The 12,870-nt window shown below is 53.3% G+C and carries 11 protein-coding genes; 9 read left to right on the top strand and 2 right to left on the bottom strand.

Annotated features, from left to right (window positions below; translation table 11 throughout):
- The first annotated feature begins 30 nt into the window (after nucleotides 1-30).
- A complete protein-coding gene (locus tag MUB23_RS06000) occupies nucleotides 31-567 on the top strand; it encodes a hypothetical protein (RefSeq protein ID WP_244799429.1) in 537 nt (178 codons plus the stop codon).
- 380 nt (nucleotides 568-947) lie between these two features.
- Here MUB23_RS06000 and MUB23_RS05995 read toward each other — a convergent pair whose 3' ends face one another.
- Together MUB23_RS05995 and MUB23_RS05990 are read right to left on the bottom strand one after the other, a co-directional pair.
- On the bottom strand, nucleotides 948-2,750 hold the full coding sequence (locus MUB23_RS05995; protein ID WP_244799428.1) for a DUF885 domain-containing protein: 1,803 nt from the start codon (nucleotides 2,748-2,750) through the stop codon (nucleotides 948-950).
- A 129-nt stretch (nucleotides 2,751-2,879) separates the two neighbouring features.
- Nucleotides 2,880-3,761, bottom strand: coding sequence for a homocysteine S-methyltransferase family protein (locus MUB23_RS05990; RefSeq protein WP_244799427.1), 882 nt, complete (start codon nucleotides 3,759-3,761; stop codon nucleotides 2,880-2,882).
- Between the two features lie 269 nt (nucleotides 3,762-4,030).
- Here MUB23_RS05990 and MUB23_RS05985 point away from each other — a divergent pair, with 269 nt between their 5' ends.
- From MUB23_RS05985 to MUB23_RS05950, 8 genes are all read left to right on the top strand, one after another.
- Complete coding sequence (locus MUB23_RS05985) at nucleotides 4,031-4,186, top strand: rubredoxin (RefSeq protein WP_244799426.1); 156 nt, start codon at nucleotides 4,031-4,033, stop codon at nucleotides 4,184-4,186.
- A gap of 303 nt (nucleotides 4,187-4,489) precedes the next feature.
- Nucleotides 4,490-5,170: a zinc ribbon domain-containing protein gene (locus tag MUB23_RS05980; RefSeq protein WP_244799425.1), complete on the top strand. Its 681-nt coding sequence runs from the start codon at nucleotides 4,490-4,492 to the stop codon at nucleotides 5,168-5,170.
- Nucleotides 5,171-5,275: 105 nt separating this feature from the next.
- Entirely contained in the window at nucleotides 5,276-5,962 is a 687-nt protein-coding gene (locus tag MUB23_RS05975) for a zinc ribbon domain-containing protein (protein ID WP_244799424.1), read from the top strand.
- A 532-nt stretch (nucleotides 5,963-6,494) separates the two neighbouring features.
- Nucleotides 6,495-8,450, top strand: coding sequence for a methionine--tRNA ligase (metG, locus tag MUB23_RS05970; RefSeq protein ID WP_244799423.1), 1,956 nt, complete (start codon nucleotides 6,495-6,497; stop codon nucleotides 8,448-8,450).
- The gene (locus MUB23_RS05965) at nucleotides 8,447-9,262 is read left to right on the top strand and encodes a TatD family hydrolase (RefSeq protein WP_244799422.1); all 816 of its coding nucleotides are present in this window, start codon (nucleotides 8,447-8,449) and stop codon (nucleotides 9,260-9,262) included. The genes metG and MUB23_RS05965 overlap by 4 nt, the downstream gene beginning before the upstream one ends.
- 9 nt (nucleotides 9,263-9,271) lie before the next feature.
- A complete protein-coding gene (gene rsmA / locus MUB23_RS05960) occupies nucleotides 9,272-10,147 on the top strand; it encodes a 16S rRNA (adenine(1518)-N(6)/adenine(1519)-N(6))-dimethyltransferase RsmA (protein WP_244799421.1) in 876 nt (291 codons plus the stop codon).
- Between the two features lie 133 nt (nucleotides 10,148-10,280).
- Complete coding sequence (locus tag MUB23_RS05955; RefSeq protein WP_244799420.1) at nucleotides 10,281-11,069, top strand: hypothetical protein; 789 nt, start codon at nucleotides 10,281-10,283, stop codon at nucleotides 11,067-11,069.
- A gap of 129 nt (nucleotides 11,070-11,198) precedes the next feature.
- A complete protein-coding gene (locus MUB23_RS05950; RefSeq protein ID WP_244799419.1) occupies nucleotides 11,199-12,848 on the top strand; it encodes a hypothetical protein in 1,650 nt (549 codons plus the stop codon).
- The last annotated feature ends 22 nt before the right edge of the window (nucleotides 12,849-12,870 follow it).

Raw genomic sequence — 12,870 nt, 5'->3', positions numbered from 1 at the left:
GAAATCAATTTTAGAAGGGGATTTTAAGAAATGAAAAAAGTTGGAATGTTGGTACTGGCGCTGCTTGCTTGCAGCACGATGATGCTTGCCTGCTCTTCGGACGATAAGAATACGACGGCGGCATCCACCACAGCGGCAGAGACGACTGCTGCACCTACGACAGAGGCGGAGACGACCGCTGCGCCTACGACGGCGGCAGAGACCACCGCAGCAGCTACGACGGCGGCGGAAGCCGGCGCAACCACGGAAGCTGGCGATAACGCTGTTTACATGGGCTGGACCAAGACGGAATGGTCCAAAGCTACGGATGAAGAGAAAACCGCTGCGGCCAATGCTGTTTTGATGGACATCGGCGATGCCATGATGGATAACTTCTCCTCTCTGGTAGAGCTGGCGAAGACTGATGAGAAAGTAAAAGCTCAGATCGACAGCCAGGTGGCAGCACTGGTTACCCAGATTGACTCTTATTTCACTTCCGCCACTGCGGAGATGACGCTCCAGGATCTGGTGGATCTCTCCAAACAGTTGGTTGAGTCCACGGCTGCCGCCACGACCGCCGCTCAGTAAAGCTCACCTAGAAAAGGTGAATTTTCCTGCCGCAAAGGCTGAGGGAAAATGAAATAAAGAGGAACCGTAAAAAAGCTCCTGTTCCTGTAATTTCGATTACAGAGACAGGGGCTTTTTCTGACATCAAAAATTCTGATGGCTTCCCGGCGCGCAGCGGCGCGGAGCATCCCAAAGAGCGGAACGATTTCTCATTTCGCTCTTTGGGATGCTTCATAAAAAAGGACGGGAAGTCCGAACTCCGCTTCGCTCCGTTTGGACAAAAATAACTGCTTCGCAGCTATTTTTATTTCGCTCCTCCGTCGCTCCATAAAAAGAACGGGAAGTCCGAACTCCGCGTTGCTTCGTTTGGACAAAAATAACTGCTTCGCAGCTATTTTTTATCATTGCGTTTCCAGCCATTCGTTCATATACTTTTCAATCACATCAAAAGGGGCGGGGCCAATATCCAGCAGGAACCGGTGAAATTCTTTCAGCTTAAACCGGTCGCCCAGAGCCGTCTGCGCGGAAGATTTCAGATCTTCGATTTCCAGCCAGCCGATCACGTAAGGCAGGTAAGCGCCGGGCTCCGCGACCACATAATCAAAGATGGATTTTGCGGTCGCCGCGTCATCATAGCCGAACCCGGCCAGGAAAGTCTGCAACTCTTCCAGAGAATATCCCTTGTAATTGACATACAAGTCCGCCAGGGCGGAAAGCTCCAGAGATAAGGAGTTGTTTAGCTGCTGTAATTGGATCGCCGGGGCATCGGCATTGGTATTAAATCCATAGGCCAGATTTTCCACATAGGTCGCCCAGCCTTCACTGTAGCCGACAAAGTTCAGCAGATGACGCAGATGGCAGGGCTCGGTCCGGTCAAAATAAACGTTTTGGTATAAATGGCCCGGATATCCTTCATGGGCCAGCGTGGTATAGAGACTGTCGGATCCGCTGGCCCGGTTGATATAGATGGCGTTCTCCGTATCCACATCAATCGGAGGAGTCAAATAAAAGGCGGGACTCATATTTTTTTCCAGCGACTCGTGGACATAATTTACTTTATAGCTGGTCCCGGCCAGTTCCGGAAAATCAGCCGTGATTTTTTTCTGCAAATCTTCTAAAATGTCGGCCGGCTCAGTCAGGCCGAATTGGAACGAATCAAATTTCGTCATCCAGTCTTTGTCGGTTTGGATGACGGTGCTGATCCCCATCATATCTTGGGCCATCCGGGCCGTCAGTCTTTTAATCATTTCCTCCGGAGTCCAAGAAGAACCGGTGTCAGAAGCGGCCAGACAAGCGTAATAATTGGCGCCGTCCGGCAGGCCTGCCAGCCCTTTGTCGTTGGTCCCCGTGCCCTTTAGCGCCTGCAGCCCTTCCGATAGCAGGCGGTAAGCGGGGATTACAAATTTTTCGATCCGCTCCTGATTTTGAGCTTTATAATCGGCTTTCTGCTCATCGGTCAGGTCGGATCTCTCATCGATCTTGTCATTGAACACCTCGATCAGATAATTGTTCTCTGGATCTTCAATGAAGTTATCGCAGGATTCAATGACGCCGTCCGCCGTCTCATCGGAAAAGAACAGCCCGGCTTCGGACTTGCGCTTTTCAAAATCCAGAATTGAGGAGAAGTAATCCGGCAGCTTTTCCAGAAGCTTCAAATAGACGTCAATATCGTTTACCGTATAGAAGGTATACTCCGCCAAAAGCACCGGAAGCTGCGCCTGAATCCCGGTAGTTGGGCCTAAGGATTCTGCGTAAAGCTCATACTTTTCCGATGCAAGTTCAGTGGTAAGGTATGACATCAAGATGTCGTAGGTCAGCTGCTGATCGCCGCTCAGGAGTTCATAGGAGAAGGCGGAAAGCTTCGCCCTGGAATCCTTGATGCTTTGGACCGCCTCCTGGTAGGAGGCAGCGCTCATTTCCCCAAACGTGATCGGGACATCCGTGATGCCGAGAGCGGCCGGGTCGGCCAGGACATAGTGCAGGGAAATGGTGTCGGAGTCCACATTTTCCAGGAACAGATCTTCGGTAAATTGATCGAATTCCTGTTGAACGCGGTCCTTTTCGGAGAGACTTTCGGCGGCCGTTCCTTCCGTGGAAGAATCGTTGTTTTCCGCAGGCCCTGAAGGTCCGCCGGACTGGCAGCTTCCCAGGATCAAAAGCAATGCCAGCAGACAGGCGGTCAGAGAAATAAATCGTTTTTTCATAGAATACTGCTTTCCCATCTTTTCTATTTATTTTATACGCGGTGACGCTAAAATAGTCGTCCGCGTTCCCAATTTCACGTTTCTAGAAATCTGGTAAAAGGGGATGAACCGAGAACTTGAAAACATTCCTTATAAGAGTGACTGTTTCATTGCGGCTAATCCCTCGATAAATTCCGGCGTAGTACCGCAGCATCCGCCGATGATTCCGGCGCCCGCATCCACCAACACTTTCATGTAACGGACAAACTCTTCGGACCCCATCCGGTAAATGGCTTCGCCTTCCGGTGTGATGGTGGGGAGGCCCGCGTTAGGTTTGGCGATGACCGGGACCTTGGCGACCGATTTCATGGAGGCAATCACCGCTTCCAACTGGTCCGGCCCCACGGAACAATTGACGCCAACCGCAGCCGCTCCCATTTCCTGTAAGGTTTCCATGGTTTCCACAGCGCTTCCTCCGTAGAGGGCCGTGCCGTCGGCTTCCAGGGTCAAGCTGCACATGACCGGAAGGTCGCATACGGAAGCGGCCGCGTCCAGAATCGCCATGGCCTCATCAATGCTCATCAGCGTCTCAGCGCCTAAAAGATCGACGCCGGCTTCCACCAGCAGTGTGATCTGTTCACTATAGATTTCCAGCAAACGTTCGTAAGTCATCGTACCTCTTGGCTCCAGCATCTGGCCGGTGGTGGAGATGTCCCCGGCGATCAGCGCCTTTCCGCCAACTGCCTCCTGGGAGAAACCAACCAGGCGGCGGATCATAGGCTCTAATTGCCCGGCAAGGCCGAAACTTTCCATATTAAAACGGTTGACGCCAAAAGTCGGGGCAAAAACAATTTGGCTTCCGGCCTGAACATAAGCTTTTTGCAGATCGATCAAGACATCGGGATGTTCTAACACCCACTTCTCGGTGCAGGTGCCGCGGGGCATGCCGGCCTTGATGAGATTGGAGCCGGTCGCTCCGTCCAGGAGAATCAGGCCCTTGCCGGCTAAATCGGCGAATTCTTGTTTGGTCATGGAGACCTCCTTTCATGATTCCGATAAATTTTGTATTTGGGTATCAGTATAGCATGAATGAGAAAAAAAATATAGTAAAAGCACAAACCGGCTTTTATCCGCTGGTTTTTGTATCTCATTTCAAGAATCCGCCTGCGTCTGAAATTTCATTGCTTTTTTCATGAGAATGTGATAAAATAAGCAAACGCAGACGAAGCCGGCGGCAGCTGTTTTCGGGCAGAGCCAGGCAGTTGGATGCGCAGAATATATCCGATCAGGAGGAAGTGCAGATGAAATATATTTGTGAAGTTTGCGGATGGGAATACGACGAAGCCGACGGGGCCCCGGATCATGGCATTGAGCCCGGAACGAAATGGGAAGATGTTCCGGAAGATTTTGTTTGCCCTCTGTGCGGCGTAGGAAAAGATCAATTTACAGAAGCATAAAGCAGAGAATACTGCGATCAAGTATCTCTGCGGGCAGCGCGTGTCCGAAGATGGGGCTGTCGCAAAATGGGAAATTTCTACAAGATATACAGCTTGGCTTTGATACAAAAGCCGATATCTTGTATGAAAGCCCATTTTTGCGGCAGCCTTTTTTTGGATCCAAGGCCCGAACCCATGGATTGATACTTGCACAGTTTCTGGTTTTGCGATATGCTTATAGAAGATTGACGGAAAATGGGGAATTTCCCTTATAACTGGCATAGATTTCATAAGAGAAGGGCTATGTGACGAGAGGAAAATAGGATGCTTTGTCCGAAATGTGGGAAAGAACTAAAGGATGGCGTAAAGTTTTGCAGCGGCTGCGGCAGCCCTGTGGGCACGATGCCGCTGATCTTGGAAGAGAAGAGAAATGCAGAGGAAGACGTCAGGAGATACAGGAAAATCGGCATGTTTGCGGTGGGCGGCTTTGCTTTGCTGATTGTCCTCTTGCTGCTTTTGGCCGTGGTATCGCTCCGCACTCCCGGATTTGAGAGGCCAATCAGATATTTTCTGGAAGGAATCGAAGATACGGATGCCAAGGAGATGCTGAAAGGTATGCCGGAGATCTACTGGAGCTTGCAGGAAGAAGCGGATTGGACCAAGGAAGAATGGATTGAAAATGTCCAGGAGGAGTTAGAGGAGAAACGGGACGGAATCCGGCTGCGTTTGTCCTATGAAGTGACGGGAAAGAAAAAACTGGATTCCGAGCGGCGGGAATTCTACGAGGAGCGCATGGAAGACTATGGGCTGGATGAGACGCAGATCACCGAAGCTTATGAGCTGAAACTGAGAATCACGGTTGAATCCAAGGATAGCTATAACGCAAAGGATTTTGAGGAGGATTTTTCTCTGGGAGGAACCATTCGCGGGAACAGCGTGAAACTGTCGGTCCTGGTGGGAAAGGTAGACGGACAGTGGGGCATTCTTGGCGGTCTGATGTATTAAAGCAGAAAAGCCTTCCCGGCCGTGGATGAGCGGGCGCAGCGGGAATCATAATTTTTGCTGATGCGATTCCGGCGGGAGTGCAGAATAGAGAAAGGGGAAAAAGAAATGTTTTGTCCAAAATGTGGGAAAGAGCTGGCGGATGGGGTTCGGTTCTGCAGTGCGTGCGGGACGCCTCTGGGAGGGGCGCCTTCGGGCGATAACGGCGGATTTGTGGAGGCAAAAAGTCAGAACCGGAAAATCGGGATCATTGTGGTGGCTGCGATCGCTGTTGTTGTGATTGCACTGATCATCCTGATCGTTAAGCTGGTGGGAGGAAATTCCTATGAAAAACCGCTGGATCACCTGATTCATGGAATCCAAAATGAAGACGCGAAGGAACTGATGAAGGCGGTGCCGGAGGCGTTTTGGGAGACCTCCTATGTGGATTCGGATAAAGAGGAGATGATTGACATCATCCAGGAGCGGCTGGAAGACCTGCTGGATGGGACGAAGATTAAATTGACTTATAAAGTCCTGGAAGAAGAGGAGATGACGGACAGAAAGATTCGGGCGCTGACCAAAGAGCTCCAAGGGTATGGCCTGGATATCGAAGAGATCGATGCCGCCTATGCTCTTCGGGTTCAAGTAAATTTGGAATCGGATGATGAGGATGCCTTGGATATTCAGGATATCAAGGACTTTCTGTTTTCCAATGGCAGCGTCCGGGACAGCAGCTTAAAGGGCAGCGCGACGGTGGCAAAAATAGACGGGGAGTGGTGCCTGGTCGGAGGCTTGCTAATGCCCTGGGGTTGACAGCCGCCGGAAAACATAGTAGAATGAGAAAACACAAGGATTTCCGGGGTTCCCGGAAACAATAAAGACAAAAGCAATGAAGAGAAGAGTATGCCGCAGGTGAAGCCACAGAGAGCTCCGGAAGCTGAAAAGGAGTGCAGGAGCTGCAGCAGAAGATGGTCTTGGAGCTGCGCACCCGACTGCCTGACGGCATTAGGATGCGACGGGAGCGCCCGTAAACGCGCCGGAGTATCGGAGTTTCCCGTACTCACAGAGGCTTTCGCCGCGAGGCGGGAGCGAACCCAGGTGGTAACACGAAGCGCAGGCTCTCGTCCTAGGATACAGGACGGGAGCTTTTTTGTTTGATAGGAAATTCCTTTGGAATTTCCTATCAAACAAAAAAGCTCCGCTAAAGAGGCACTCACAAATGCAAAGGAAGATGTCGCTGACGCGACAAATTGCGGCGCAGAATTTCGCAAAGCGAAATTCCTGCTTACTATTCTGGCTTATATTCAGTAAAAAAAGAAACATCACCTAAGAAAGGATAAAGAACATGTGCAAAAACTGTAAAACCCCATACTACATTACAACGGCTATCGCCTACACTTCCGGCAAGCCCCATATTGGAAACTGCTACGAGATCGTATTGGCCGACAGCATCGCGCGCTACAAGAGGGCCCAGGGCTACGACGTATTCTTCCAGACCGGAACCGACGAACACGGCCAGAAGATCGAGCAGAAGGCTCAGGAGGCAGGTGTTACTCCGAAAGAATTCGTGGATCAGGTAGCCGGTACGGTAAAATTTCTCTGGGATCTCCTGAATACTTCCTACGATAAGTTCATCCGCACCACGGATGTGGACCATGAAGCGCAGGTGCAGAAGATTTTCAAGAAGCTCTACGACCAGGGTGACATCTACAAGGGTTACTATGAAGGAATGTACTGTACACCCTGCGAATCCTTCTTCACCGAATCCCAGCTGGTGGACGGCAAATGCCCCGACTGCGGCCGCCCGGTCCAGCCCGCGAAGGAAGAGGCATACTTTTTCCGCATGAGCAAATATGCAGACCGCCTGATCGAGCACATCAACACCCACCCGGATTTTATCCAGCCGGTTGCCCGGAAGAATGAGATGATGAACAACTTCCTGCTGCCGGGCCTTCAGGACCTGTGCGTATCCCGGACCTCCTTTACCTGGGGAATTCCGGTTTCCTTTGATCCGAAGCATGTGACCTATGTCTGGCTGGATGCCCTGACCAACTATATCACCGGCATCGGCTACGACGCGGACGGAAATTCCAGCGAGCAGTACAAGAAGCTCTGGCCTGCGGACCTGCATTTGATCGGAAAAGATATCATCCGTTTTCACACAATTTACTGGCCGATTTTCCTGATGGCCCTCGGCGAGCCGCTGCCGAAGCAGATTTTTGGACATCCCTGGCTCTTGCAGGGTGACGGCAAGATGAGCAAGTCCAAAGGAAATGTGCTGTATGCCGATACTCTGGTGGATTTCTTCGGCGTCGACGCCGTGCGCTACTTCGTGCTTCATGAGATGCCCTTTGAGAACGACGGCGTGATTTCCTGGGAGCTGATGGTGGAGCGGGTGAATTCGGACCTTGCCAATACTCTCGGCAACCTGGTGAACCGGACCATCGCCATGAGCAACAAATATTTCGGCGGAACAGTGAGGGATACCGGCGCAGCGGAGCCGGTGGACGAAGACCTGAAAAAGACGGTTCTGGAGACGGTCGGCAAAGTGAACGCAAAGATGGAGAAACTTCGCGTGGCCGACGCTCTGACCGAGATCTTTAACCTGTTCAAGCGCTGCAATAAGTATATCGACGAGACCATGCCCTGGGCGCTGGCCAAGGAAGAGGACAAAAAAGACCGCCTGGCGACCGTGCTCTACAACCTGGTGGAAGGCATTCTGATCGGCGCGTCCCTCCTGGAATCCTTCCTTCCGGAGACAGCGGGGAAGATTGCAGCCCAGCTGTCCGCGTCCCTGCGTCCCATTGACGAGTTGGATGTGTTCGGAAAATATCCGTCCGGCGGCAAGGTGACGGAAAAGCCGGAGATTCTCTTCGCCAGACAGGACTTGAACGAAGTGATGGAAAAGGTGAACACCCTGTTTCCTCCCAAACAGGAAGAAAAAGAAGAGCCGGTTATTGATCTGGAAAAGAAGCCGGAGATTGATATCGAGGAGTTTGGAAAGCTGCAATTCCAGATCGGAGAGGTGATTGCCTGCGAGGCTGTGAAGAAATCCAAAAAGCTCCTTTGCTCCCAGGTAAAGATCGGCCATGAGGTGCGCCAGATCGTGTCCGGCATCAAGGCCCATTATTCCCCGGAGGAAATGGTCGGCAAAAAAGTGATGGTTGTGACTAACTTGAAGCCGGCAAAACTGGCCGGAGTGCTGTCCGAGGGGATGATTCTCTGTGCCGAGGATGCGGAAGGCAATCTTTCTCTGATGGTTCCGGAAAAAGAGATGCCGGCGGGAGCGGAAATTCGATGATTTTTGATACGCATGCCCATTATGACGATGAGGCATTTCAAGCGGACCGGGCGGAGGTCCTGAATGAACTCTCCGCCTCTGGAATCCGGCGGGTGGTCAATGTAGGCGCAAACAGGGAAAGCACCGAGAACAGCCTAAAGCTGGCGGAGGAATATGACTTTTTCTATGCTGCGGCGGGTGTGCACCCTTCGGACACGGCGGAATTCGAACGAAGCCCGGAAGAAACGATCCGGGAGGGAGAACCAGCCGCCAGCCTGGATTGGCTCCGCCGGTGCCTCCGGCATCCGAAAGCCGTGGCGGTGGGGGAGATCGGTTTGGATTACCATTGGAATGAGCCGGACCGGGAGATTCAAAAAAAGTGGTTTTCCGCCCAGCTCACCTTGGCAAAGGCGCTTCAAAAACCGGTGATTATCCACAGCCGGGACGCAGCGAAGGATACGCTGGACTTGATCCGGGAGGCCGGAGGGCCAGATTTTTCGATGGTGATCCATTGCTTCTCCTATGGCGTGGAGATGGCGAGGGAGTACCTGAATATGGGATATTACCTGGGAATCGGCGGTGTGGTAACGTTTGCCAATGCAAAGAAACTGAAAGAGGTCGTCTCCTACATGCCTTTGGACCGGCTGCTGCTGGAGACCGACTGCCCTTATCTGGCCCCGGTTCCCCACAGAGGGAAAAGAAATTGGTCGGGCTATCTGCCGGGGGTAATCCAGGCGATTGCCGGGCTGAAGCAGGTTTCGCCGGAGACGGTGGAGCAGGCGGCCTGGGAAAATGCGTTTCGGTTTTACCGGCTGCCACAGCCAAGAGAGTAAGGAGGAGCCATGGAACGACTGGTAGACCCGCAGGCCACGATCGCGGTCATACGGAAAAATGAATTTGCGTTTCAGAAACGGTTCGGTCAAAACTTTCTGGTAGACAGTCATGTGCTGGATAAGATTATCCGGGCCGCCGGCGTGACAAAGGATGATTTTGTCCTGGAGATTGGTCCGGGGATCGGGACGATGACCCAGGCTCTCTCCGAGGCGGCCCGCCAGGTGGCGGCGGTGGAAATCGACGATCATCTGATTCCCATTTTAAAGGAAACTCTTTCCGGCTGCGCCAATGTGGAGATTATCCACGGGGACATTTTGCAGCTTGACGTAAAGGCGCTTGCGGAAAGCAGGAATGGGGGAAAGCCGGTGAAAGTGGTGGCCAACCTTCCTTATTATATAACAACCCCGATTATCATGGGACTTTTCGAGAGCGGCGTACCGCTTGACAATATCACCATTATGGTGCAGAAAGAGGTGGCGGACCGGATGAAAGCCGGTCCTGGAACCAAGGATTATGGCGCTTTGTCCCTTGCGGTGCAGTATTATGCCGAGCCGTATCTGGCAGCCAACGTCCCCCCGAACTGTTTTATTCCCAGGCCCAATGTCGGTTCCGCGGTGATCCGTCTGACGGCTCACCGGGAGAAACCGGTTCAGGTGGAGGATGAGGCTCTCCTGTTCCGGCTGATCCGGGCCTCCTTTAACCAGCGGAGGAAGACCTTGGCCAACGGGCTGAACAATTCTCCGGAGCTCTCCTTTTCTAAGGAAGAAATCCAGGAGACGATCGCGGAGCTGGGGCTTCCGGCCAGTGTGCGGGGAGAAGCGTTAACGTTAGAGCAGTTTGCGGCTTTGAGCAATTATCTCAGCCGCCGTCGCCCCACTGACTAAAGAGTGGGCGAAGACTCTAAAAACAAGCGGGCAGCTGCCCCGGCAAGAATGGAAAAGCGTGGAGGCACAGTCCGCAGGGAAAGTTACCTGGGGGCCCGATAGATAGGCAAGCATACGGGAGGAGGAGACAGAGATGAAGAAAGCGGCGGCGATGTTGATTGGCATTGTGCTGGGGATTTCCCTGGCAGGGTGCTCCGGAAAAGCAACTGCAGAATCGGTTTATAAAAAAGCGGCGGAATCCTGGTCGAAAAAGGATGCTGTTGAGATTAGTCTGACAATGAATGCGGCGGTGTCCCAGGAGGGAGGCTCTGCGCAGAATGGAATGACTGGCACGGTGAAAGAGACGGGAAGAAGCGGGGAAGGAGGCGCGGAACGGGCCCTGCTTTTTGAAGCGAACATGAACCTGGATATGGGAACCGGAAGCCCGATGACGGTCCCAATCTCCTATGTTTATACCGGTGGAAAGCTGTATGTGGACATGGCGGGAACCCGCTACCAGCAGTCGGTGACCGAAGATCAGGCTTCGTCCCAGATTTTTAACGGACTGAACCTCTTTTCTAGGCTGGAAGCCAAGGATTACCGGAACATGGAGTTGAAGGAAGAGAACGGAACCTATACGATCAATTTTGGGATCGGCGCGGAGGATGTGAGAAAGATCTCCGACAGCATTCCGCAGATCAAGGAATATCAGGATACTTACGGGGAAGCGCTGACCATGAACTTTGTGGACGCGGACGGAAGCTTTCTGATGAACGAGGATAATGTGCCCCAGAAGACGGAACTTCATCTTAAGGTGGACTTGTCGGCCGAGGGATTCACCGCTTCGCTTACGTATGATATCACGGAGGAATATACCAATTTTGGGGACAAAGTGGTCCTGAATCTTCCGGATCTGACCGGTTATGAGGAAATCGCCGACTAAAACAGGTACCACGATGGGAGCCCATCGAAATTTCAAAATTCCGCAGAAATGGGCTTTGCCCGATCAGGCATGAAAATGGCTTGCCCCTCATACAATGCTTAATAACAGTGTTGTATGGGGGGATTTTTTATGATGGAATACCGGAGAGTTATTTCTTATTTGTACGAATACCACGGAAGAACCCAGGGAAAAAATGTCGGCTTTGTCCGGTTGGAAGTGAGGAACGGGCAGTGCCGCCTGCGGATCTTTCTGAAAGGAGACGTTGAGGGCCAAAAAGTCGGACGGGCCGAAATGTTTCGCTGCGGAAGGGAGCCTGGACAGATCTTTCTTGGAACCATGCCGGTCCGGGCATCAGGGGCCGAGGGGGCCTTTTTAACCCAGGCGCAAAACATAGCGGGAAGCGGCCTTCCCCTCGGTGAATTTTGTGGAATCGGTGTTTTCCCGGATGGCAGCGGAAAGAAGTATTTCAGCTTTTGGGATGAGCGCAGGCCCTGGGAAGAGGAAGAGGCTGAAAACAGCAAGAATGCGGACGAGGGAGCGCCGGAACCGCGCCGGGAACCGGAGCAGCCGCTGGCGGAGAATGTGGAGAATCCGGGAGAAGGTCAGCAGGAACCGGCGGTCCTGGATCAGGGGCCGGGGGGAGAGCCGCTGGGATCCGTGGAGCAGGAACAGGAAGGCAGACAGAGGATGGAACCCGGTCAGGAAGCAGAGGGAACCCGCGGCGGGGAACGCGTTGCAGAGCAGGAAAACAGCCGCCGGGAATCCTCTTTGAGTCGGGAAAACGAAGAGGGAGAGACTCCCCTGGAAGGGACGCCGGAGAGAAGCAGACGGCAGGGGGAAGAGAGGGCTGCCGAAGAGATGCCGCCTCAGATCAGTCCGGATTCCGCGGCGGGGCCGGAGGTTCCCGGCGAGGCGGAACGCCCGCTCCCGGAACAGATGTCCGGCCGGACTGAAATTCCTTCCGGGGGAGCAGAATCTTCCGAGACTTCGGAGCTGGACAGAGCAAGCCGGACGGAAGAACCGGAGCAAGAGTTCCAGGAGGAAGCGCCTTCGCCGGAAATCGCGCCTGGGATAGATGAGGCGGGACCGGGTCAGAGCCGTATGGCGCCGGAGCCGAACAATCCGGCGGAGAACCCGGAGCCTCTGGAACGGCAAAATCCCGCTGCGCCGGAGCGGCGCGTCCGGGCCGAAGAGCCGGAGGAGACAGATCTGACGAACGGCATGGCTCCAGAACAAAGACCGGGAATGCAGAACTCCGCTCCTGAACCGGCGGAGCCTTCCGAAAGCCGGAGGCCCCGTGAAATTCAGCCGGACAGAGTGAATCAAGAGGCGACGCCCAGCGCAGGGGAACAGAGGGAACGGTCTGCGGCCGGAGGAACCGGACAGGAAGCAGTGGCGGATGTCTCGGCCCAGGCGCTGGAGCCTGACCTTGCCTGGAACGTGGATCCCCGGATCACCTGGAACCAGCTCTGGAATACATACCCGATATATCAGCCCTTCGGCCCGGAAGACCCCTGGGAAGTGCTGAGGATTTCGGTTCAGGATATCGGCCGCCTGCCCCGTGAATACTGGCATCTGGGCGGGAACGATTTCCTGTTGAACGGATATTACGCTCACCGTCATCTGATTTTGGCGAAGGACGTCCAGGAGGAACTGTATTTTATCGGGGTGCCGGGCGACAGTATGAACCAGGATTACCGGGTTGCGGAGATGTTTGGATTCCGACAGTACCGGCCTGCTGAAAAACTCGGTTATTGGCTTTTCCGCATAAAGCTGTAAAATCTGGAAATACTGGATAGCG

Source organism: Cuneatibacter sp. NSJ-177 (assembly GCF_022867805.1).
In the GTDB taxonomy this organism is placed as follows: Bacteria; Bacillota; Clostridia; order Lachnospirales; family Lachnospiraceae; genus Pseudolachnospira.
This window is presented reverse-complemented; position numbering and strand designations above follow the sequence as displayed.

Excerpts from the sequence above, each read along its gene's own strand:
- MUB23_RS06000 (WP_244799429.1), top strand. The coding sequence starts at position 31 with ATGAAAAAAGTTGGAATGTTGGTACTGGCGCTGCTTGCTTGCAGCACG.
- MUB23_RS05995 (WP_244799428.1), bottom strand. The coding sequence starts at position 2,750 with ATGAAAAAACGATTTATTTCTCTGACCGCCTGTCTGCTGGCATTGCTT.
- MUB23_RS05990 (WP_244799427.1), bottom strand. The coding sequence starts at position 3,761 with ATGACCAAACAAGAATTCGCCGATTTAGCCGGCAAGGGCCTGATTCTC.
- MUB23_RS05985 (WP_244799426.1), top strand. The coding sequence starts at position 4,031 with ATGAAATATATTTGTGAAGTTTGCGGATGGGAATACGACGAAGCCGAC.
- MUB23_RS05980 (WP_244799425.1), top strand. The coding sequence starts at position 4,490 with ATGCTTTGTCCGAAATGTGGGAAAGAACTAAAGGATGGCGTAAAGTTT.
- MUB23_RS05975 (WP_244799424.1), top strand. The coding sequence starts at position 5,276 with ATGTTTTGTCCAAAATGTGGGAAAGAGCTGGCGGATGGGGTTCGGTTC.
- metG (WP_244799423.1), top strand. The coding sequence starts at position 6,495 with ATGTGCAAAAACTGTAAAACCCCATACTACATTACAACGGCTATCGCC.
- MUB23_RS05965 (WP_244799422.1), top strand. The coding sequence starts at position 8,447 with ATGATTTTTGATACGCATGCCCATTATGACGATGAGGCATTTCAAGCG.
- rsmA (WP_244799421.1), top strand. The coding sequence starts at position 9,272 with ATGGAACGACTGGTAGACCCGCAGGCCACGATCGCGGTCATACGGAAA.
- MUB23_RS05955 (WP_244799420.1), top strand. The coding sequence starts at position 10,281 with ATGAAGAAAGCGGCGGCGATGTTGATTGGCATTGTGCTGGGGATTTCC.
- MUB23_RS05950 (WP_244799419.1), top strand. The coding sequence starts at position 11,199 with ATGATGGAATACCGGAGAGTTATTTCTTATTTGTACGAATACCACGGA.